We start from the raw sequence: 21,093 nt of genomic DNA, 5'->3' as shown, positions 1-21,093 counted from the left end.
ATTACTCCTGCGGCGTGAGCAGTAGTCGCGCCGTGGGATAATCGATAATCAGCACCTTAATGTAACCTCCCAGCAACGCGCCCCGAATCGCCTGCGCTTTTTCCCGTCCGCCTGCCAGCCCCACGACCTGCGGGCACTGTTTAACCTGCGCCAGTTCCATCCCAATCACCGGATCTTCCTCGGCTTTCAGCACCGGCTGACCACAGGCATCAAAGTAGTGCAGGCAGATATCGCCTACCGCGCCGCGCGCTGCCAGCGTCTGCAGCATGTTGCCATCGTAGTAGTTGCCGGAGTTGCGCAGCAGTGCTGACGGTTCCAGGTCGCCAATACCGACAATCGCCAGGTCTACCTGATCAAATTTACTCAGGACTTCGGCGACCTCTGCGTTGGCTGATAGTCGCTGACGATCGGTGACCGAATGCTCAATTGACTGCGACGGCAACAGCCAGGCGGGGCAGTTCAGCAGCGCCGCCAGATTCTGCGTCAGAATGGTGGCCTGTACGTTGCCGTTAGCCCCAACGCCGCCCAGCAGCTGAATCACCCCTTTACAGGCGCTGTTAAGCGGATGCAGCGCATCTACCATCGCCCGGATAGTGCCGCTCCATGACGAAATGCCAATCAGTTCATCATTACGCAGCCGGGTCTCCAGATAGTGAGCAGCCGCCGATCCAATCGCCTGTTTAATCTGTAGCGACGACGCCTGCTCGGGCACATCCACCACAATCGCCTGCGGCAGGTTATAGGTCTGTTCAATGGCCTTTTCCAGCTCCGGATAGACGTTGGCCGGTGGCACCACACTGATCTTGACCACACCTTCTTTCACGCTGCGATTAAGTATGCGTGAGACAAACGACTGCGATAAGGTCAGTGACTGCGCAATGTCGGACTGCTTCATCCCTTCGACATAGTAAAGCGTGGCAATCTTCACCATCAGTCGTTGTTCATCCTGTTTTGCCATCGGTTTTCCCTCTCTGAATCTGCCCGGTATTGTTAACCAGGATGATCAAAATCACAACGCAGGCTAATTTGTGATCGTTTTCGCTTTTTAAAGATCGCGCATTGGACGGCGTGTCCGCGCAGGCGCATAGTCATTATGCATATAAAATCGCATGTGAATATATATTCAAGCGGAGAATAATAATGACTCGTCCTCTGATTAAACTGACCCTGCTGGCTTCAATGATCGCTTTTTCTGCAACGGCGCTGGCGGCGGAGCAAGGCCTGCTGGCGATTATCACCCCATCCCATGACAACCCTTTCTTTAAAGCCGAGGCGGAAGGCGCTCTGGCCAAAGCCAAAGAGCTGGGTTACGCCACGCTGGTGGCGTCGCATGACGATGATGTTAATAAGCAAAACCAGCTGATTGAGACCGCAATTGCACGAAAAGCCAAAGCGATCATTCTGGACAACGCCGGTGCGGACGCCACCGTCGGACCGGTGCAGAAAGCCAAAGATGCCGGCATCCCGGTTTTCCTGATTGACCGTGAAATTAATAAAACCGGCATCGCCGTGGCGCAGATCGTCTCCAATAACTATCAGGGCGCGCAGCTGGGTGCAGAGAAATTTGCCAAATTGCTGGGCGGCAAAGGGGACTACATTGAACTGCTCGGCAAGGAGTCTGATACCAATGCGGGCGTGCGGTCGCAGGGTTATCACGATGTACTGGATGATTATACCGACATGAAAATGGTGGCGCAGCAGAGCGCCAACTGGAGTCAGACCGAAGCCTTCAGCCGCATGGAAACCCTGCTGCAAAAACACCCCAACATCGTGGGTGTGATCTCTGGCAACGACACCATGGCACTGGGCGCAGAAGCGGCGCTGAAAGCCGCGGGAAAAACATCGGTGATCGTGGTGGGCTTCGACGGCAGTGACTACACCCGCGATTCCATCCTCAACAAAGGCAATATCAAAGCGACGGTGCTGCAGCCGGGCTGGGATCAGGCGCAGATGGCGGTCTCGCAGGCGGATTACTACCTGAAGAACGGCAAAGCACAGAAGCAGGAGAAGCAGCTGATGGACTGCGTGCTGATTGACGAAAGCAACGCCGCGAAGCTGAAAAACTTCAACCTGGCGAAATAACCATGAAACGTATACTGGCGGTATTGATCGGGATGGCGCTGCTCAGCGCCTGTACCGTGGTGGATCTGGATGCGGACGGTAACCCGATCATGCCGAAAGATCCGCACGCGAAGCCCAGCTATACCACCCAGACGCCGCAGCAGATTGCGGAGGAAACCTGGCAGCCGCGTGTTATGGCCACTGCGAACAGCCACGCGCTGAGCTGGGCCGACATGGAAGCGAAAAGTCAGACGGTGAAATCTGGCGGCCGCGAAAGTGTCTTTGTGCGGGCCAGCGGGACGGCCAGCGCTTTTGATGAGAGTAACCCGCGTGAACGCACGCTGACGCTGATGATTAATGGTAAGCCGGTGGCGATCAGCGTTGGCCCGGTACTGCGCAGCAACGCTATCCGCGATGCCGCCGGTTTCCGTTTCGAAGAATTTACTAATCAGGTGCAGTACGCCCAGCTCACCCGGGCACTCAACCGTCATGCAGTGAAGCAGTTGCCGCCACTGGATGCCAGTTGGGTCAACCAGCCAGTGCAGGCGCTGCTGGCCGTAAGCATCGGGCAGAACAGCGTTGAAGAGGTGGTGGCGATTGAGCTGAAGCGGGGGACGCCCTGATGGAAGATGAAATTATTCTGCGGGCCGAACAGATCTCCATGCTGTTTCCCGGCACGCTGGCGCTGGATCGCGTCGATTACCGGGTCTGGCGCGGCAAAGTGAATGTGATTATCGGTGAAAACGGCGCGGGCAAATCGACGCTGATGAAGATTCTGGCGGGCGTGCAGCAGCCTACCGCCGGGTCGCTGTTTCTGAATGGTGAGCCGCTGACGCTGAGCAGCACCCGCGATGCCGCCCGGCACGGCATCGGCATGGTGCATCAGGAGCTGAATCTGTTTGAAAACCTTACCGTGGCGGAGAACCTGTTTCTGGGCCGGGAGATCCAGCGTGGCCTGGCGCCGATCAATGAGGCGGAGCAGGCACGACGCACCGCCGCACTGATGGCGCGTCTTGACCAGCCTATCCCGCCCGGTGAGCGGGTCGGCAATCTCAAAGTGGGTCAGCAGCAACTGGTGGAGATCGCTAAAGCGCTGGCGGAAGACGCGGACATTCTGATTCTTGACGAGCCCACCTCGGCGCTGAGTAAAACCGAAGTTGAGATCCTCTTCCGGGTCATCCGCGACCTGACGCAGCAGGGCGTTACCCTCATTTATATTTCTCATCGGCTGGAAGAGCTGATGGCAATTGGCGACGTGATTACGATTCTGCGCGACGGACGCTTTCAGGCAGAAGCGCCGGTCAGCACCATCGATGTGCCGTGGATCGTTCGCGAGATGCTCGGCAGTGAGCCGGTGACCACCTTCCTGCCGGACGAGCGTGAGTTTGGCGCGCCGGTTCTTGAGGCGCAGCACATCACCTGCGTCAGCCCCAACGGCAATACCCTGGTTGATGACGTCAGTTTTCAGGTGCGGGCCGGGGAGATTGTCGGGATCTACGGCCTGATGGGGGCGGGTCGCACGGAGCTGTTTGAGTGTCTGCTTGGCAGCCAGCGTCACTATCTGGGCAAGCTGTGGCTCGACAGTAAACCGCTGCCTACGCGCCTGCCCACTGCCGATCGCATCCGCATGGGGATGAGTCTGGTGCCGGAGGATCGCAAACGCGCCGGGATTTTCCCGGTCTCGTCAGTTGCCAGTAATCTCACCATCGCCAGCCTGTGGCGGCGATTGTCGCACCGCTTTGCCATTGCGCACTGGGCGGAGCAGCAGGCAGTGACTCAGACGGTCGGTAATCTGGCGATCAAAATCTCCTCGCCGGACGTTGCTATCAGCGCACTGAGTGGTGGCAACCAGCAGAAAGTGGTGATTGGCCGCGCGCTGCTGACGAATCCGCGTCTGCTGCTGCTGGATGAGCCGAGTCGCGGCATTGACGTCGGGGCTAAAGCGGAAGTGTTTCGCATGATGGTGGCGCTGTCGCAGCAGGGTATTGCGGTGCTGTTCTCCACTTCAGACCTGAAAGAGATTATGGCGGTAGCCGATCGCATCCTGGTGATGTCGGGCGGCAAACTTACGGCTGACCTTCCGCGAGACCAGGCGGAAGAGGCAGCGCTGGTGAAAGCAAGTGCGCAGGGGTTCTGAGCATGAAAAGCAATAACAGCGTCGCGCTGAACACACTTCCGGCGAAAGCGTTTAGTTCACGCGAAAGCATTCTGCTGCTGCTTCTGAAGCTGCGTACTTTTATTGCGCTGATTCTGATTGTCGGCTTCTTCGCCATCACCGTGCCGGACTTTCTCGCCACCGGCAGTCTGGTGATCATGGTGAAACACATCGCCATCAACGCCTTTCTGGCGCTGGGTATCACCTTTGTCATTATCACTGCCGGCATTGACCTGTCGATTGGGGCGACGCTGGGGCTGTGCGGCATGATCGCGGGCTGGCTGATCACCAAAGGGATTGTGCTGCCGATGTTTGGCATCGCCATCTTCCCCAGCGTCTGGGTAATCGTGCCGATCGTGCTGTTGATCGGTGCGCTTATTGGCGCCGGCAACGGCTGGATCATTACCCGCTACAATGTCGCACCTTTCATCTGCACCCTTGGCACCATGTACATCCTGCGCGGTGCGGCGATGCTGACCTCCGGTGGCGAAACCTTTCCCGGTTTGCAGGGTAATCCGCTATTGGGTAATACCGGCTTCGATCGAATCGGGGCCGGCACCTTTCTCGGACTGCCTTATGCCATCTGGATGATGGTGGTGCTGGCGCTGGTGATCGCCTATATCGCTCGTCGCCTGCCGTTTGGCCGTCAAGTTTATGCCATCGGTGACAACGAGCGCGCCGCTGAACTCTCAGGCGTGAAAACCCGACAGGTGAAGATTCTGGTTTATACCCTGTCGGGATTCTGCGCAGCGATTGCCGGCATTGTGGTCTCATCACAACTGGTCGCCAGCCATCCGGCAAACGGCACAGCGTTTGAGATGAACGCCATTGCGGCTGTGGTTCTGGGCGGCACCTCACTGGCAGGCGGACGCGGCACGATTGTCGGGACGCTGATCGGTGCGTTCGTCATCGGCTTTCTGGCGGATGGTCTGATCATGATGGGCGTCAGCGAATTCTGGCAGATGGTGATCAAAGGCATCGTCATCATCATCGCGGTCATCATCGACCAGACTCAGAGCCGGATGCAGCAGAAGGCGGCGGTCGTGGCGCAGAAAGCATTAATTGAGGAGGGGGAACCGGCTAAATCCTGACTGATTTATCGCCGTCCGGGCAGGATGCAGCGCTAAGCGATTCAGCATAAGCGGCAGCAGTCAGCCCGGAGTGACGGGCAGTGTGGTGAACAGAGGACAATACCTTTATCAGCCACACTTTTTTAAGCACAAAATTTTTTAACTGGCGTGAATATATATTCATAACCGATTTAAAATTCAGAGGTAGTGTATGAATCCTTTCAATCTTCCGGTCGAAGACCTTGAGCGCCGGGCGCGGGCTATCCGCCGCCGCATCATCCAGCTTAACGCAGGCAGCCCGGCAGGCGGTCATACCGGCGCTGACCTGTCGCAGGTGGAGATCCTCACTGCGCTCTACTTTCGCATTCTGAACTGCGCACCGGATCGCACAGATGACAATCAGCGTGACATCTACATCCAGTCGAAAGGGCACGCGGTGGGCGGCTACTACTGCGTGCTGGCGGAAGCGGGCTACTTCCCGACCGACTGGCTGGCGACCTATCAGCACGCGGACTCGCATCTGCCCGGCCATCCAGTCCGGCAGAAAACGCCGGGCGTCGAGCTCAATACCGGCGCGCTGGGCCATGGCCTGCCTGTGGCGGTCGGCATCGCTATCGCGGCGAAAAAAGACAACAGTTCGCGCCGCATCTTTGTGGTGACCGGCGATGGTGAGCTGGCGGAAGGCAGTAACTGGGAAGCGGCACTGGTGGCGGCGCATTACGGCCTTGATAACCTGATCATCATCAATGACAAGAACAAGCTGCAACTGGCGGGTGCGACCCGCGACATCATGAACACCGATCCGCTGCCGGAAAAATGGCGCGCCTTTGGGCTGGAGGTCACCGAATGCAACGGCAATGCGATGGCATCAGTGGTCGACACCATTGAAAACCTGCCGAAGAACGGCAAACCGCAGGTGATTGTGGCGCATACCGAAAAAGGCTTTGGCATCTCCTTTATCCAGAGCAAGGCGGAATGGCATCACCGGGTGCCGAAAGGCGAAGAGATCGCGCAGGCGCTGGAGGAACTGAAAGATGAGTAATGCACAACATTTAGCAAGCGTCATGGTGACGGCCTTTATCGACGCGGTGAATCGCGGCGTGGATCTGGTTCCTGTGGTGGCCGACTCAACCTCAACCGCCAAAATTGCCCCCTTTATTAAGGCATTTCCCGACCGGCTGATTAATGTGGGTATCGCCGAGCAGACGCTGGTGGGAACAGCGGCAGGTCTGGCACTGGGCGGCAAAGTCGCGGTGACCTGTAACGCCGCGCCGTTTCTGGTGTCACGTGCCAATGAGCAGGTGAAAGTCGACGTCTGCTACAACAACACCAACGTCAAACTGTTCGGGCTGAATGCCGGGGCCAGTTATGGCCCGTTAGCCAGTACCCATCACAGCATTGATGACATCGCGGTGATGCGCGGATTCGGCAACATCGAGATCTATGCGCCTTCCTGCCCACTGGAGTGCCGCCAGATCATCGACTATGCCCTTGAGCATGTCGGGCCGGTCTATATCCGTCTGGATGGCAAAGATCTGCCGCAGCTGCACGATGAAAATTATCAGTTCAGACCAGGCGCGATCGATGTGCTGCGTGAAGGCAGTGACATCGCGCTGGTGGCGATGGGCTCAACGGTTCACGAGGTGGTTCACGCCGCCGAGCAACTGGCTGAACAGGGCATTTCAGCCGGTGTGATCGCGGTTCCATCGATTCGACCCTGTGATACCCAACAGCTGCGCAACCTGTTAAATCACTATCCAGCGGTGATTACCGTGGAAGAGCACAACGTCAATGGCGGCGTCGGCAGCCTTGTGGCTGAGGTGCTGGCGGAAGGCGGTTGTGGCATCCCGCTGTTGCGGCTTGGCATTGCGGATGGGGAATATGCGATTGCAGGCGATCGCGCCTCCACCCGCGCCCGTCATGGCATTGATGCCCGCAGCGTGGTCAACAGTGCAGCGCGCATCTGCGCAGGAGCATAAACATGGTGGGACCTCTGATTCTGGCGATTGACGAAGGCACCACCAATGCCAAGGCGATTGCGGTTGATCGCGACGGCCGTGTGGTGGCACGCGGTAGCCAGAGTTTAACCCTGCAACACCCGCAGCCCGGTCTGGCTGAGCAGGATCCTGAGGCAATCTGGCAGGCGGTAAAACAGGCCATCGCCCATTGTCTGGCGTCGTGTGCAGGTGCGCCTGTCGCGGCGGTGGCGATCAGTAATCAGCGTGAGTCGGTGATGATCTGGCAGCGGCGTGATGGTCAGCCGCTGACACCGCTGGTGAGCTGGCAGGATCGACGCTCCGAGTCATTCTGTCGCGACCTTCGGCAGGCGGGTAAAGCGCCTCGCATCACCGGCCTGACCGGGCTGGCCGTTGATCCGATGTTTCCGGCCGCCAAGCTTACCGGGATGCTGGCCACCATTCCCGACGGCGCGGCGCGGGCGGCTGCCGGCGAACTTTGCATCGGCACGGTCGACAGCTGGCTCACCTGGCAGCTCAGCGCGGGCGAAGTCTTTATCACCGATCACGCTAACGCCTCCCGCACGCAGCTCTACAGTCTGCACCTCAACGACTGGGATGACGAGCTGCTGGCGCTGTTTCAGTTGCCGCGCGCCGCACTGCCGCGCATCACCTCTTCAGCCAGTGAACAGGGCGTGGTGGCGGTAGATGACATTCCCGGTCTGGCGCCAGGTACGCCGATTCTGGCGCGTATTGGCGATTCCCATGCCGCGCTGCAGGCGCAACGCCGCGGTGAGTCTGAAGTGGTGAAAGCCACCTATGGCACCGGCTCTTCATTGATGATGTCCATGGCGACGCCGCTGCTGACGGAAAACGGCCTCAGCACCACGTTGGCCTGGCATGACGGCACGCTGCGTTATGCGTTTGAAGGCAACATCACCCACACCGGTTCCGGTGCCGCCTGGCTGGGTAAACTGCTTGGCGTACAGGATCCACGTGAGCTGACCGCGATGGCGCAACGCTGCGATGACAATCAGGGCATCTATTTTGTCCCTGCGCTCTCGGGTCTGGGCGCACCCTGGTGGGATCTTCAGGCACGCGGCATGGTGTGCGGACTGACGGATGCCGCGACACCCGACGTGCTGGCGCGGGTGGCACTGGAGTCGATCGTCTGGCAAATGGCCGATGTCTTTTTCGCGATGGAGCAGGCCAGCGGACAGCAGCTTCCGGCGCTCTGTGTCGATGGCAGCGCCACTGAAAATAGCTGGCTGATGCAGTTACAGGCCGATGTGTTGCAGCGGCCGCTGCAGCGGGTCCCGACCGCTGAGGTCTCCGCGCTGGGCGCGGCACTGCTGGCAGGCAAAGTGCTGGGGTGGTGGCAGCAGGGCAGTGATATGCAGGCTTTACAGGGCGGCAGCGTCATCCTGCCGCGTGAAGAGAACGCGCAGCGTATGCAGGAAAATTATAAAGGCTGGATCGACGCCGTTGCACGCTGTCGTTATCAGCCACATTAATCCTTATCCGGAGCAGAGCCATGTCAACACTTCCTCAGCAGTTAACCTTCGGTGTCGTTATTGGCAACCGGGGTTTTTTTCCCAGCTATCTGGTGGGCGAGGCGCGCCAGCAGGCGGTCGCGCTGTTTGAAAAAATGAACATCAATACCGTCATGCTGGACGAAACCCAGACCAACCTGGGCGGCGTAGAGACGCGGCAGGAGGCAAAAATCTGCGCTGCACTGTTTCGCGAGCACCGCGAAAAAATTCACGGCATTGTGGTGCTGCTGCCTAACTTTGGTGATGAAAAAGCGATTGCAGAAGCACTGCGTCTGGCCGGCCTGAATGTGCCAGTGCTGGTGCAGGCGGAAGAGGATAATCTCGATAAAATGGGGCTGGCGACCCGTCGCGACAGCTTCTGCGGCAAAATTTCGCTCTGCAATAACCTGCGGCAATATGGTATTCCGTTTACCCTGACCCGCCAGCACGTCTGCGCCCTGAGCGGTGAGGTCTTCAGGCAGGATCTGCAGCGGTTTAGCCAGCTCTGTCGTGTCGTGAATGCCATGCGTCGGGTGCGCGTCGGGGCGATTGGTGCGCGGCCCGCCGGATTTAACACCGTGCGTTATAGCGAAAAGCTGCTGGAGAAGATGGGCATCGCGGTGGAAACCCTGGATTTATCGGAGATTTTTACGCGTACCAACCGGCTGCGCGATGATGATATCCGCGTAGCAGAGAAGCGTGAAATCCTGGAGGCTAACGCTGATGCGCGCGGCATTCCGGGTGACAAACTGGTGACCATGGCCAAACTATTTGTGGTGATCAGCGAATGGATCAGTGACAACGATATTGATACCACCGCTATTCAGTGCTGGACCTCACTGCAGGAGAATCTGGGGATTAACGTCTGCTCAATCATGAGCGTGATGTCGGGCCAGCTGATGCCCAGCGCCTGCGAAGTGGATGTGATGGGCGCGCTGTCGATGTACGCGCTCGCCAGCTGTTCGCTGAGTCCTGCCTCACTGGCGGACTGGAACAACAACTTTGGCGATGAACGGGACAAATGCGTGCTGTTTCACTGTGGTAACTTCGCCAGTGCCAGCCTGGAGTCACCGACGATGGGCACGGCCGATATCATCGGCACCACGGTGGGCAAAGAGAACACCTGCGGTGCAGTGCATGGCCGGATGAAGCAGGGTGATCTGACCTACTTCCGTCTTTCAACCGACGATTTTAGCGGCGAAATCAAAGCCTATGTCGGTGAGGGAATGTCGGTCACCGATCCGCTGGACACGGTGGGCTGTCGTGCGGTGATTCAGGTGCCGCAGCTGGAAACATTGCTGGCGTGGATCTGCCGTAATGGCTTTGAGCATCACGTGGCGATGAATCACTCAGCGACGGCAGATGTGCTGCAGGAAGCGTTTAGTGAGTATCTCGGTGTAAGTTGTTACCGGCATGAGTAAACGGTGAGACTGAATTGCAGAACGCCATAGGGGAAGGTGGGACAGCCGATGCGCTTACGGTTCTGGCCGCACCGGTATCCCTGCCCGCCATCCCAATACAGGAGGGCGGGCCTGGGTTTAGCGCGCCATCCTGCGCACCTCGCCATCTTCATTTTCCACCGCAACCAGATCCACCGGAGGCAGATTGCCGCCGCTGAACTCCACCTGACGAATCGGGAAGGCGAAGCGGATGTTACGCGCTTCAAGAGCCGCCATCAGCTGCAGGTTAATTTCCTGCTGAATATCCATGTATTTGTTGTAATCCGCATCCAGCACAAAATAGACCACTTCAAAGGTCAGCTTTGAGTCTTCAAAGGCCAGGAAGTGGGCGCGGTCAAAACGGGTCGTCTCAATGTCCTGGATGATCTCTTTAACCAGCGGGCTGATCGCCCGAACCTGATCAGAGGGCGTGGCATAGCTGATACCAAACTTAAAGACGATGCGGCGCTGCTGCATGCGTTTGTAGTTATGGATGGTCTGCTGCAACAGAATAGTGTTTGAGCAAACAATCTGCTCACCGCTCAGGCTGCGCAGACGCGTGGTTTTCAGGCCAATATGTTCAATAGTGCCCGCAATATCACCAAACACAATAAAGTCGCCGTGCTCAAACGGCTTGTCAAAGCCTATCGCCAGCGACGCAAACACATCACTCAGCACGGTCTGAATTGCCAGCGCAATCGCGATACCGCCAACGCCAAGGCTGGCAACCAGTGCTGTAATGTTGATGCCGATGTTCGACAGAATGGCAAGGAACATCATGATCCAGACCACCACCCGCAGCAGAATGCCCAGGATCACCGTCGTCACCGGATTACGCACATGAATCGGATCGCGCAGCAGGCTTTTCAGCCACAGCCGGATGCCGCAGTCTATCCATAGCGCGAGCTGCACAATCAGCGCCAGGAACCAGCCGTGCGCAATGGTCACGCTCCATGAAGCAGGCAGGTCGACAAACTTCAGGGCAATCAGCAGCGAAAAGATCAGCAGCAGTGTCTGGCTGGTGCTGCGCAATATCTCCACCAGAATCGCAGTGGCGCGGACGTGACGATGTTCGCTATAGAGGGCAATCCGGTTGGAGATAAAGCGAATCAGGGTACGTAATACCCAGTAAATCACCAGGGTAGAGACGATAACGATAGCGCTGTTGAGCCAGAGTTCCTGATTAAAAAAGAGGGCGTGAAAACGACGTGAAGAGAGCCAGTTTTCCATTGGGGAGGGTCTCCTTGCTGGGTTCCGGTTTAAAAGAAAACAAGCAAGAAGCATAGCCTGGATGCGGCCCACCTGCGTGGCGCATCCATAAAGCAGTTACTGGAATCGGGTCGATTTATCGCGCGCCAGGCGCTCAAGGGCAAAGATAATCTGCTGAAGCTGTCGCTCCTGTGCCGGATTCAGCGTGGCAAAACGAAAGCTCAGGCGGGGTGTAATCAGGGTTTCATTTTTGCGGTTCACGACACAGCGTTCGCCAATACTCAACAGCTTCACCGGCACTTCAAAAATGCCATATTCGCCCAGCTCAACCCGGAACTGATTGAAGCTGTCGCCATTCTGCAAGCCTTCCGGCAGCGGTTCATCCACCAGCACACCGATACCGCCCAGAGAGAGATCCTGTAATCGCAGACGCGTTTTACTGCCATCCGGCCACAGGGTGTGGCACCAGAACTGCGGCTCCATCGGTGCGCAGACCCGAAAAAATTCCCGTCGCTGAATCTGCCACAGCAGGTCCGGCAGCGGTGAGCTGAAAGCGGGTAAGCCTTCAAACTCAATTTTTTCCAGTGAGGTGAGGCTGAACTCCACTTTTGCACCAAAGGTTTCAGCGGTGATACTGAGATCATCGCTGGTTAGTGCGTACTCGTTATCCAGGTTATTACTGCCGAGGTCAAACACCACGCGATCTTTATCGGCAGTCAGCATCCGGCTGATAAACTGCCCGCGCGGGAAGCGCACCAGTAAGGGCGTCTGCAATCGCAGCAAATCTTTCATAACGCCCAGAACCGCCAGCGTGCCACGTTTTAAATATTGTTCCTGGTCGGCTTCTTTCACGTCCTGCTCCACAAGGGGTTACTGTATTTACACTCTTTTTTTGCCTCGTCACGGTTATCGGCGCGGCTGGAAAAAGCTTTAATTTGCTCGTCATCAATAATAACTGTGAGCGGACGAGCAATTTTCAAAATGCTGGCTATACTTATCGCGGTAAACCGCTTGATAAATCAGGCGTTCACGATTTAATCATAAAAAGGAAGGAGCAACAGATGGGTATTATTTCCTGGATCGTCTTTGGCTTGATCGCGGGTATTCTGGCGAAGTGGATTATGCCAGGTAAAGACGGTGGCGGTTTCATTCTGACTGTTGTACTGGGTATTATCGGTGCAGTAGTGGGTGGCTGGATCAGTACGCTGTTTGGCTTCGGCCGCGTCGATGGGTTTAACTTCGGCAGTTTTGTGGTCGCAGTGATCGGTGCCATCGTGGTGCTGTTCGTGTACCGCAAAGTACGCAGTTAACCGTAACAGTTTTAACAGAAAAGGGGACGAAGCGATTCGTCCCCTTTTTTTATCTTTTACTCTGCTATCAGAAGTCGTAACCGACAGTCGCCATCACGCTGCGCTCCGCGCCCCAGTAGCAATAGCCGGTGCCGTAACAGCCCGCTACATAGGTGCGGTCGGTCAGGTTATTGGCATTGACCTGAACCCATGCGCCTTTCAGGCTGCTGTTCCAGACACCCAGATCGGCCCGCACTGATGCATCAAACAGCGTCACCGACGGCACGCGCGTGGTATTTTCATTGTCCGCCCACTGTTTGCCGATGTAACGCACGCCCGCGCCCGCACTCAGACCGTAATCAAACTGATAGTGACCCCAGAGTGCAGCCATGCTGTTAGGGGTGACATACGGCGTATGGCCGCTGTTGCCATCCACCGAATCTTTGAAGCGCAGATGGTTCAGCGTATAGCTCGCCACGGTGCTCAGACGCGGGGTTAACTGATTACGTGCTTCCAGCTCAATACCCTGTGAATGGACTTTGCCCGATGGCGTAAAGGTGCCGTCTTTAACATTACGGTTTGCCACATCCTTCTGCGTCAGGTCATAAACCGCCATGCTGTAAAGATCGCGGGTGCCCACCGGCTGATATTTCACCCCGGCTTCATACTGCTCTGAGGTGGTCGGCTTCAGCAGGTTATTGTTGGGATCGGTAAGCGCAGTCGGGGTAATCGCCTGGCTCCAGCTGACATAAGGCGAAATGCCGTTGTCGAAGGCATAGAGCAGCGCGGCGCGTCCGCTAATGTGATCATCCTGACGACGATCGCTGCCGCTGTTTTGTGCGACGATTCGATCGTAACGGCCGGAGAGATCGAGATGCCAGCGATCCAGCTTCATCTCATCCTGCAGATAGAGGCCGGTCTGGTAATAACGGCGGGTGCTATCTGCCCAGGTCTGCTCAGGCATATCGCCCACCTGATCGCCGGTCACGGCATTCAGCTGGTTAGCCGGACCGCCAGCCTCACTGATCTCATTTTTGTAACGATGATACTCGGCACCCAGCGTCACGCGGTGCTCCAGTTCGCCGGTGTTGAACTCCGCCTGTAAGCGGTTATCCGTGGACCAGGCGGAGAGTGACGAGCGCTCGCCAGAGTAGTAGCGATTCAGCAGATCGGGATTATTTTCATCCCAGCCAATCTGATAAACCTGATCGAGATCGACATTCGAGTGGCTGTAACTACCGGTTGATGAGAACGACCAGACGTCGTTAAAGCGATGGGCGAAATCGAAGCTGTAGATCTGCTCGTGGCGTTTGAACTGATCAAGATCGCTGTTGCCCTCATAGAAGCCGTTGCTCAACTTATAGCCGTTGTGTTCGGTAAGGCTGCCGTCACCCGGCACTGAACCGTGATAACCGCCTGACGGATCTTTTTGCAGGTAGGCTTTCAGAATCAGATGGGTATCTTCATCAGGTTGCCACATCAGCTGCGGCATCAGCGCATATTTCTCTTCACGAGTATGATCGTACTGGGTATCGCTGTTGTGGGTTACGCCGGTCAGGCGAAACGCCCACTGGTCATTAATGGCATTGGTGTAGTCAAACATCGTGCCGGTGGTCGCGTTGCTGCCCGCCTGCACTTGAATGTGACCCTCTTCCGCGAACTGAGGACGTTTAGTCACCATGTTCACCAGTCCGCCCGGCACTGTCTGGCCATAGAGCGCGGAAGAGGGGCCTTTGATCACGTCGATGCGTTCCAGGAAAGCATTATCCACCTGCAAGATGTTGAAACTGCCGCCGTCACTCATCAGCCGCATCCCGTCGAGGAAGGTGTTATCGACATCGCCACCGTGGAAGCCGCGCAGGGCAATGGTGTCGTAACGGGTAGCGGCCCCGCCGAAGTTAGTAAAGACGCCTGAGCTGTAACCCAGCGCCTGATTCAGGGTCAGTGCGCCCTGATCCTGCATCTGCTGGCGGGTGACTACGGATATCGATTGCGGCGTGGTGATCAACGGACGATCGCTCTTGGTTGCGCCCTGGCTGGTGGTCGCCAGATAGCCCTGGGTGGGCGTGGTCGAATCCTCCAGCGGTTGGGCAGTCACGACCATATCAGCAGCAAAACTCAGAGCAGGCGCAGTCAGCGCCAGGGTGCAGAGGTGAACATAACCTTTCAGCGACAATGACAGTTTCATCAAAATTCCTTTCTTGGCAAAGGGTCAGGCGGGTGAATAAAATTATTGATAGGCAATCTCATTATCATAATGAGAACTATTACCTTTTGTAAATTGGCTGCAATTTTGCCTGTAGATGAAAGAAGGTCAAGTAAAATTCGCTGAAAGGGAGTGCGGATACCTCCGGCGGGGCCAGAGGTATCCAGAGTGACTTAGTTTTGTGAGGCAGACGCCTGAGGAATATCGTGGGCGCTGTTACAGGTTTTATCTTTCGGGCAATACTTATCGAGCAGTTTCAGCGTGACGCCGTTTGTCCAGCCGAAGCCGTCCTGCAGCGGATATTCACCGCCACCGCCGCCGCCAAGATTTTTGCCGTCAACGACATATTTCTCTACCAGTTTATGCTCACGGTCATAGGTGTTCTGGACGTTTTGCAGGAAGCGTAAGCCGACCTCTTTTGCGAGTTTCGGCTGGTTATAGTGCTCAAGACCTTCCACAGCAACCCACTGCAGCGGAGCCCAGCCATTCGGTGCGTCCCACTGCTGACCGTTGTTTACGGTGGTTGTTACCAGACCACCCGGCTTCAGCAGCTGTTTTTCTACCGCGCTGGCGGTGCTTTCAGCCTGCCTGTCACTGGCTACCTGAAGATAGAGCGGGAACAGGGCAGCAGCCGTTAACTGCGGATGGACCTGTTTTTTCTGCCAGTCATAGTCGGCGTACCAGTTCTGTTTGCTGTCCCACAGATAGCGGTTGATTGCTGCCTGACGCTTCTCTGCGCGATCGGCAAACTGCTTTGCCAGATCGCTCTGCTTATTCATCTGGTAGCCTTTTGACAGCGTCTGCTCCAGGTGGAACATCAGGCTGTTAAGGTCAACGGGCGCCAGCTGTGTGGTGCGGATTGTCGACAGATTATGCGCATCGGTGAACCAGCGGGAACTGAAATCCCAGCCCGACGCGGCACCGGAACGCAGCTCGCGGTAGAGCTCGGCTTTATTGCGCTGCGGCGCTTTCTGCGCGGTGGCAATATCATCCATCCAGGATTCAGTACGTGGCACGTCGCGCGCATCCCAGTAGCGATTGAGCAACGTACCATCCGCCAGTTTAATCACCCGCTTGCTGGCGGCACCGGCCGCGACTTTATCGCTGTCGGCCATCCAGTAGTCATACTCTTTCTGCAATTGCGGCAGGTAGCGGGTATAGGCTTTGCCGTCATCATGCGTGGCCAGCAACTCGACCATCATGCTGAAGAACGGTGGCTGTGAACGGCTAAGGTAGTAGCTGCGGTTGCCGTTGGGAATGTGGCCATAGCGGTCAAGCAGCGAGGCGAAGTTATCCGTCATATCCTGGACTTTATCCCAGTGTCCGCTCTCGGCCAGCCCCAGCATGGTGAAGTAGCTGTCCCAGTAATAAACTTCGCGGAAACGCCCGCCAGGCACCACGTAGGGTTTTGGCAATGGCAGCAGCGAGTCGTACTGACCCACGCTGCTGGTGGTGCCGGTCAGTACTGGCCACAGGCCATCAATGTGCTCACGCAGGTTTTGTCCCGCGGGCGGGACATATTTGTCGCCCGCAGCGGGCAACGTAAAGTTGGTATCCACAAAACGTTTCAGGTCGAAATTGCGCTGTTTCTTCTGCATCTGCCAGTCGGCAAGAATCGAGGCGGGATCGAATTTCGGCACGGCATCAGCAAAGGTCTTTTGATCGGGATAGAACTTCGCCTGTTGCACGGCGTTAAACAGCGGCCCTAAACGAACGTCCGGCGGCTGCGGCTGATTGTTCAGCATGCGGCTGTTATCGTCGGCATGGGTGGTGAAAGCGGGAACGCTCAGCAGCAACGTGAGCAGAAAGGGCGCATAACGCTGACGCCGTGGGTTGGCGTTTACCTCAATTTTTGTCATCGGTTTTTCTCCTTGTCCGAAATGCGGCCGCGCGTAACGCATTGACCACAGGACCAACTTTAGACCTTATCTGTCTATTTAACCCTGACGCGAGCCGGAAATGTGAAGCCACGGGAATTATTTTTATGGAAAAAACCGCTTTTTCACGCCGGTTTTTTCTTGCTCTCACCCCACTTTTCCCCGACGCTGAAAGAAAAAAGGAGAGCAGGATGGAGATCATCTGGTATCACCCGTCGCAGTCTGCAGCGGCCTGGATTAACGGTTTACAACAACGCCTGCCTCAGGCGCGGGTTCGCGCCTGGCAGCCAGGCGACAACGGTCCGGCTGATTATGCGCTGGTCCGCTCCCCGCCCGCAGAGATGCTGCAGGGACGCACCACACTGCGCGGCGTTTTTGCACTGGGCGCAGGTGTTGACGAAATTCTTAAGCAGCTGCAGCAGCATCCTGAGATGCTGCCCGACAGCGTGCCGCTGTACCGGCTGGAAGATACCGGGATGGCGCGTCAGATGCAGGAGTACGCGGTGCATAGCGTGCTGAGCTGGTTCCGTCGTTTTGACGACTACCGTCTTCAGCAGCAGCAACAGTGCTGGCAGCCGCTGCCCGCTTACACGCGTGAAGCGTTTACCATCGGCATCCTGGGCGCCGGCGTACTGGGACAAAGCGTGGCGGAGAGCCTGAAACCCTGGGGATTTCCGCTGCGTGTCTGGAGCCGCTCACCGAAAAAAATTGATGGCGTAACCAGCTTTGCCGGACGCGATGCGTTGCCTGCGTTTCTGCAGGAGACGCGGGTGATCATCAACCTGCTGCCGAGCACACACGAGACAATCAATCTCATCGATCAGCACTTTTTACAGCAGCTGCCGCACGGCGCGTTCTTCCTTAACATCGCACGCGGCGCGCAGGTGGTGGAAGAGGATCTGCTGGCTGCGCTCAACAGCGGTCAGCTGAAAGCGGCAGCACTGGATGTCTTTCAGGTGGAACCGCTGCCCGAAGCACATCCGCTATGGTCCCATCCGCGTGTCACGATCACACCCCATAATGCGGCGGTAACCTTAATCGACGAAGCTATCGACTACATCGCCCGTGCCATCAATCAGGATCAGGCAGGCGAGCCGCCGCAGGGCAGGGTGGATCGTCAGCGCGGCTATTAATGAAACGGCCCCGTCAGGGGCATTCAGCAGGAGAAGAGGATGTATCCGGTAGATCTGCATATGCACACCATCGCCAGCACGCATGCTTACAGCACGCTGCATGACTACGTGACTCAGGCGAAGCAAACCGGCCTGAAACTGTTTGCCATCACCGATCACGGCCCTGACATGGCCGACGCGCCGCACTACTGGCACTTTATTAATATGCGCGTCTGGCCGCGCGTGATCGATGGCGTAGGGATTCTGCGCGGTATCGAAGCCAATATTAAAAATCAGCAGGGCGAGATCGATTGTTCAGGTCCGATGCTTGATGCGCTGGATTTAATCGTCGCCGGTTTTCACGAGCCGGTTTATGCGCCGCGCGACAGAAAGCATCACACTGACGCGATGATTGCCGCCATGGCAGGCGGACTGGTTCATATCATCAGCCATCCGGGCAACCCGAAATTCCCTGTCGATATCCCGGCGATTGCCGAGGCCGCAGCGCATTACAATGTGGCGCTGGAGCTGAACAACTCCTCCTTTACCCACTCGCGTCCGGGCAGTGAACCTAACTGCCGGGCTATCGCCGCCGCCGTTCGCGATGCAGGTGGACGACTGGCATTTGGCTCCGACTCCCATACGGCTTTCACGCTCGGCCATTTCGAGCACTGCCTGCGCATTGCCCGCGAGGTGGATTTTCCCGAGGATCGGGTGTTAAATGTCACGCCGCGTCGCCTGCTCGACTTTCTGGAAATGCGTAGCGGCAAATCTATTGCTGAACTGGCTGACTTTTAATTTATTACTTCGGGGACTTACATGCCGTCAGACCTCCTGCACCAGGTGTAAGCGGTGGGTCTGAAATATCTTATTTGCGGTTGAGTTCCCGAGTTGAACCGACTGTTATAGCTGTACAGACGATAGTGATGATCGGGATATCAGAACATCGCTTCTTTATGGGGATGTCCTCACGAGGCTATGTAGGCATGACTAACACTGGGATGTATTAATCCACGGGGAGCAGGTCAACTATTCTGATAGTTATCAGGTTGAATCAAAGAGTGGAAACCCTGCGCTTACTGACTCGCTTTATTAGTTTTACCGTTAACAACGATAGCACTAAGGATGAAATTATTATTGCTATGAACAATGCATTTACTGTCGATGGGAAAATCTGAAGGGGATTTACGATTTCCCCGAGTTTCATGTAAGCTTCTTCCGAAAGGGTTCTGAAGATGATTTCCGGGATAACTATAAGATAAAATAGAGTGAATCCGGTGTATATAGCCAGACACTTGATCCTTTTCATAAGCCATTCTCCTTGCATACCTTTCACTTCAGTATACAATCGTTGCATAAGGAATTCTACACAAAGGGATGAGTATGAGCATGTCTTATCTGAAGCTTAAACTTCAGGCAGAGAGAACCATGGCGCTTAACTTTGAGAAGGTGCTTACTGAGTTACATCAAACGATGCTTGACACAGGAAGGAGTGTTTTATCTGGCGCTCAACGTGCAAGCGGTTATGGTTCATGCTTTTTTGATGACTATAAGGATGTTTGTAATCAACTCAGGCAGGAAGATTTGCGATACCTGAAGCAACTCAGAATGCTGTTCACCCGGCAGGACATTGTTTTAGAAATGGTAGAAATATACTTCAGAAAAAAACTGAGCCGGATTGGTGATTCAGGTATCCAGAACATACAAAGATTGTTAGCTGAAAAAGCGTCAGACTTTGCTTCTGGTAAATTCTCTAAACTTGCGATAGCACAGATAATTGCTCTCGTTATTACTCAATCCCGGGATTTCAGACAGTCACATATTAAAGTAATTAACGCTACAAGTTCGTATGCCGTAACTGCTTTTAAATTTTATGGTAAGTTTGAGATTGCCACAAAAGCAGCAAGAAAATTACGCTTCGATGATGCGGAGTATTATTTCGACTTATACAACTCTAATTTAGAAATGTTCTATTATTTGATTGAGCCAGAAATGTCGAAAATAATTTTTTTGAAAAACTCAGGTTCAACTAGTGAAGATCAGATTTTAAATCTAATAAATAAAATTTTAACAAAATGAAAACGATCATTCGCTGGTTTTACGCCTGGGTGAGTCAATCTTTCTTTGGGCTGATACCACCAGTTGTGGGTGTGGTTGGCGCTATTTTATTTATAAACGTTTTTCCTGACTATGGTTTGCTGTTCGCTTTACTGTGGTTTGTCTTAATCATCTATATTAGCGTAAAATATTTTCGTTTTTATTAGTAAGAAATTTTCTCTGCTGAACTGGCCGTTTTTTAAGATATTTTAGACATTTTGACTTTTTGCCTGGCTGAGATTGTTGAGTTTAAGATTGGGTTTCTGAAACAATAGACCAGCGACGTTGTTAAGACCATTGAAGTCGATGGACGGCTGGCATTTGGCTCTGGTTTCCCTACTGTTTCCAGGGCTCGGTCCTCTCTACAAGCACCTGCGCATTGCCCGCGAGGTGGATTTTCCTGAGGATCGGGTGTTAAATGTCACGCCGCGTCGCCTGCCCGACTTTCTGGAAATGCGTAGCGGCAAATCTATTGCTGAACTGGCTGACTTTTAATTTATTTTGCCTCAAGGAAATCTGACTCATGAATGAGTTTTCCATTCTGTGCCGTGTGATTGGCTCACTGTTTAATCGTCAGCCGCAGGACCCGCTGCTGGTGCCGCTGTTCACACTGCTGCGTGAAGGCAAACTGCAGTCGCAGTGGCCGCTGGAGCAGGATGAGCTGCTGACGCGTCTGCAACAGAACAGCGATCCGCAGGCGCTGGCTGCAGATTACAATGCGCTGTTCGTTGGTAGCGACTGTAATGTGCCGCCTTACGCGTCACAGTGGCCGGAAGGCAAAGCTGAAGCGGACGTGCGTGCATTTCTGACCTCACGCGGAATGCCGCTGAGCGATGCGCCTGCTGACCATTTTGGTGTGCTGCTGCTGGCCGCATCATGGCTGGAAGATCAGTCCGCGGAAGATGAGAGCGCAGCGCAACTGGCGCTGTTTGAAGAGTATCTGCTGCCGTGGTGCGGTACGTTCCTGGGTAAAGTGGAAGCGCACGCGACCACTGCGTTCTACCGCACCCTCGCGATGCTGAGCCGCGAAGCGATTCAGGCGATGTACAACGAATTGCTGGATAGCAGCGAAGAGACGCCCGACGCCTGAT

The 21,093-nt window shown here is 55.5% G+C and carries 18 protein-coding genes and 1 pseudogene; 14 read left to right on the top strand and 5 right to left on the bottom strand.

The annotated features are described in order from the left end of the window. Position 1: 1 nt before the first annotated feature. On the bottom strand, positions 2 to 958 hold the full coding sequence (locus tag IAI47_RS11820; RefSeq protein ID WP_003851396.1) for a sugar-binding transcriptional regulator: 957 nt from the start codon (positions 956 to 958) through the stop codon (positions 2 to 4). Between the two features lie 182 nt (positions 959 to 1,140). On the opposite strand from IAI47_RS11820, the gene IAI47_RS11815 reads away from it, so the two are divergent. The 8 genes from IAI47_RS11815 to IAI47_RS11780 all read left to right on the top strand — a co-directional run bounded on the left by IAI47_RS11815 (position 1,141) and on the right by IAI47_RS11780 (position 10,194). After that, positions 1,141 to 2,082: a D-ribose ABC transporter substrate-binding protein gene (locus IAI47_RS11815; protein ID WP_003851394.1), complete on the top strand. Its 942-nt coding sequence runs from the start codon at positions 1,141 to 1,143 to the stop codon at positions 2,080 to 2,082. A gap of 2 nt (positions 2,083 to 2,084) precedes the next feature. Next, on the top strand, positions 2,085 to 2,684 hold the full coding sequence (locus IAI47_RS11810; RefSeq protein ID WP_003851391.1) for a DUF2291 family protein: 600 nt from the start codon (positions 2,085 to 2,087) through the stop codon (positions 2,682 to 2,684). Beyond that, a complete protein-coding gene (locus IAI47_RS11805; protein WP_008925958.1) occupies positions 2,684 to 4,198 on the top strand; it encodes a sugar ABC transporter ATP-binding protein in 1,515 nt (504 codons plus the stop codon). The genes IAI47_RS11810 and IAI47_RS11805 overlap by 1 nt, the downstream gene beginning before the upstream one ends. Positions 4,199 to 4,200: 2 nt before the next feature. Then, on the top strand, positions 4,201 to 5,307 hold the full coding sequence (locus IAI47_RS11800) for an ABC transporter permease (protein WP_187961137.1): 1,107 nt from the start codon (positions 4,201 to 4,203) through the stop codon (positions 5,305 to 5,307). A 190-nt stretch (positions 5,308 to 5,497) separates the two neighbouring features. After that, positions 5,498 to 6,328: a transketolase gene (locus IAI47_RS11795; RefSeq protein WP_008925960.1), complete on the top strand. Its 831-nt coding sequence runs from the start codon at positions 5,498 to 5,500 to the stop codon at positions 6,326 to 6,328. Further along, positions 6,321 to 7,265, top strand: coding sequence for a transketolase family protein (locus IAI47_RS11790; RefSeq protein WP_008925961.1), 945 nt, complete (start codon positions 6,321 to 6,323; stop codon positions 7,263 to 7,265). The genes IAI47_RS11795 and IAI47_RS11790 overlap by 8 nt, the downstream gene beginning before the upstream one ends. A 2-nt stretch (positions 7,266 to 7,267) precedes the next feature. Then, a complete protein-coding gene (locus tag IAI47_RS11785; RefSeq protein ID WP_187961136.1) occupies positions 7,268 to 8,755 on the top strand; it encodes an FGGY family carbohydrate kinase in 1,488 nt (495 codons plus the stop codon). A 20-nt stretch (positions 8,756 to 8,775) separates the two neighbouring features. Beyond that, the gene (locus tag IAI47_RS11780; protein WP_008925963.1) at positions 8,776 to 10,194 is read left to right on the top strand and encodes an L-fucose/L-arabinose isomerase family protein; all 1,419 of its coding nucleotides are present in this window, start codon (positions 8,776 to 8,778) and stop codon (positions 10,192 to 10,194) included. Positions 10,195 to 10,311: 117 nt separating this feature from the next. Here IAI47_RS11780 and IAI47_RS11775 read toward each other — a convergent pair whose 3' ends face one another. Then, positions 10,312 to 11,442 carry a mechanosensitive ion channel family protein gene (locus tag IAI47_RS11775; protein ID WP_008925964.1) on the bottom strand — a complete coding sequence of 377 codons (1,131 nt, stop codon included), beginning with the start codon at positions 11,440 to 11,442 and terminating at the stop codon, positions 10,312 to 10,314. Positions 11,443 to 11,538: 96 nt separating this feature from the next. Beyond that, entirely contained in the window at positions 11,539 to 12,273 is a 735-nt protein-coding gene (locus IAI47_RS11770) for a flagellar brake protein (protein ID WP_008925965.1), read from the bottom strand. Positions 12,274 to 12,482: 209 nt separating this feature from the next. Between IAI47_RS11770 and IAI47_RS11765 the strand changes: the two genes are divergently transcribed. After that, positions 12,483 to 12,731: a GlsB/YeaQ/YmgE family stress response membrane protein gene (locus tag IAI47_RS11765; protein WP_003851381.1), complete on the top strand. Its 249-nt coding sequence runs from the start codon at positions 12,483 to 12,485 to the stop codon at positions 12,729 to 12,731. A gap of 67 nt (positions 12,732 to 12,798) precedes the next feature. Here IAI47_RS11765 and IAI47_RS11760 read toward each other — a convergent pair whose 3' ends face one another. Both IAI47_RS11760 and treA read right to left on the bottom strand, forming a co-directional pair. Continuing rightward, positions 12,799 to 14,898: a TonB-dependent siderophore receptor gene (locus IAI47_RS11760; protein ID WP_008925966.1), complete on the bottom strand. Its 2,100-nt coding sequence runs from the start codon at positions 14,896 to 14,898 to the stop codon at positions 12,799 to 12,801. Between the two features lie 191 nt (positions 14,899 to 15,089). Continuing rightward, complete coding sequence (treA, locus tag IAI47_RS11755; RefSeq protein WP_008925967.1) at positions 15,090 to 16,775, bottom strand: alpha,alpha-trehalase TreA; 1,686 nt, start codon at positions 16,773 to 16,775, stop codon at positions 15,090 to 15,092. A gap of 209 nt (positions 16,776 to 16,984) precedes the next feature. Here treA and ghrA point away from each other — a divergent pair, with 209 nt between their 5' ends. The 5 genes and pseudogenes from ghrA to IAI47_RS11730 all read left to right on the top strand — a co-directional run bounded on the left by ghrA (position 16,985) and on the right by IAI47_RS11730 (position 21,092). Continuing rightward, positions 16,985 to 17,926, top strand: a complete 942-nt coding sequence (gene ghrA, locus IAI47_RS11750) for a glyoxylate/hydroxypyruvate reductase GhrA (protein ID WP_008925968.1) — start codon at positions 16,985 to 16,987, stop codon at positions 17,924 to 17,926. 39 nt (positions 17,927 to 17,965) lie between these two features. After that, positions 17,966 to 18,703 (top strand): phosphatase, encoded by a 738-nt coding sequence (locus tag IAI47_RS11745; protein WP_008925969.1) that lies wholly within the window; start codon positions 17,966 to 17,968, stop codon positions 18,701 to 18,703. Positions 18,704 to 19,294: 591 nt separating this feature from the next. Beyond that, positions 19,295 to 19,984, top strand: coding sequence for a hypothetical protein (locus IAI47_RS11740; protein ID WP_223296445.1), 690 nt, complete (start codon positions 19,295 to 19,297; stop codon positions 19,982 to 19,984). A 326-nt stretch (positions 19,985 to 20,310) separates the two neighbouring features. Then, positions 20,311 to 20,497, top strand: a pseudogene (locus tag IAI47_RS11735) (phosphatase); the annotation flags it as partial. A 28-nt stretch (positions 20,498 to 20,525) separates the two neighbouring features. Further along, complete coding sequence (locus IAI47_RS11730; RefSeq protein WP_003853337.1) at positions 20,526 to 21,092, top strand: molecular chaperone; 567 nt, start codon at positions 20,526 to 20,528, stop codon at positions 21,090 to 21,092. Position 21,093 lies beyond the last annotated feature (1 nt).

It is taken from the genome of Pantoea sp. MT58 (assembly GCF_014495885.1).
Lineage (GTDB): Bacteria > Pseudomonadota > Gammaproteobacteria > Enterobacterales > Enterobacteriaceae > Pantoea > Pantoea eucalypti.
The sequence above is the reverse complement of the archived record's forward strand: the minus strand, read 5'-3'. Positions and strand labels throughout refer to the sequence as shown.

Bases quoted from the DNA above. Each gene is read 5' to 3' on its own strand.
- IAI47_RS11820 (WP_003851396.1), bottom strand. From the start codon at position 958: ATGGCAAAACAGGATGAACAACGACTGATGGTGAAGATTGCCACGCTT.
- IAI47_RS11815 (WP_003851394.1), top strand. From the start codon at position 1,141: ATGACTCGTCCTCTGATTAAACTGACCCTGCTGGCTTCAATGATCGCT.
- IAI47_RS11810 (WP_003851391.1), top strand. From the start codon at position 2,085: ATGAAACGTATACTGGCGGTATTGATCGGGATGGCGCTGCTCAGCGCC.
- IAI47_RS11805 (WP_008925958.1), top strand. From the start codon at position 2,684: ATGGAAGATGAAATTATTCTGCGGGCCGAACAGATCTCCATGCTGTTT.
- IAI47_RS11800 (WP_187961137.1), top strand. From the start codon at position 4,201: ATGAAAAGCAATAACAGCGTCGCGCTGAACACACTTCCGGCGAAAGCG.
- IAI47_RS11795 (WP_008925960.1), top strand. From the start codon at position 5,498: ATGAATCCTTTCAATCTTCCGGTCGAAGACCTTGAGCGCCGGGCGCGG.
- IAI47_RS11790 (WP_008925961.1), top strand. From the start codon at position 6,321: ATGAGTAATGCACAACATTTAGCAAGCGTCATGGTGACGGCCTTTATC.
- IAI47_RS11785 (WP_187961136.1), top strand. From the start codon at position 7,268: ATGGTGGGACCTCTGATTCTGGCGATTGACGAAGGCACCACCAATGCC.
- IAI47_RS11780 (WP_008925963.1), top strand. From the start codon at position 8,776: ATGTCAACACTTCCTCAGCAGTTAACCTTCGGTGTCGTTATTGGCAAC.
- IAI47_RS11775 (WP_008925964.1), bottom strand. From the start codon at position 11,442: ATGGAAAACTGGCTCTCTTCACGTCGTTTTCACGCCCTCTTTTTTAAT.
- IAI47_RS11765 (WP_003851381.1), top strand. From the start codon at position 12,483: ATGGGTATTATTTCCTGGATCGTCTTTGGCTTGATCGCGGGTATTCTG.
- IAI47_RS11760 (WP_008925966.1), bottom strand. From the start codon at position 14,898: ATGAAACTGTCATTGTCGCTGAAAGGTTATGTTCACCTCTGCACCCTG.
- treA (WP_008925967.1), bottom strand. From the start codon at position 16,775: ATGACAAAAATTGAGGTAAACGCCAACCCACGGCGTCAGCGTTATGCG.
- ghrA (WP_008925968.1), top strand. From the start codon at position 16,985: ATGGAGATCATCTGGTATCACCCGTCGCAGTCTGCAGCGGCCTGGATT.
- IAI47_RS11745 (WP_008925969.1), top strand. From the start codon at position 17,966: ATGTATCCGGTAGATCTGCATATGCACACCATCGCCAGCACGCATGCT.
- IAI47_RS11740 (WP_223296445.1), top strand. From the start codon at position 19,295: ATGTCTTATCTGAAGCTTAAACTTCAGGCAGAGAGAACCATGGCGCTT.
- IAI47_RS11730 (WP_003853337.1), top strand. From the start codon at position 20,526: ATGAATGAGTTTTCCATTCTGTGCCGTGTGATTGGCTCACTGTTTAAT.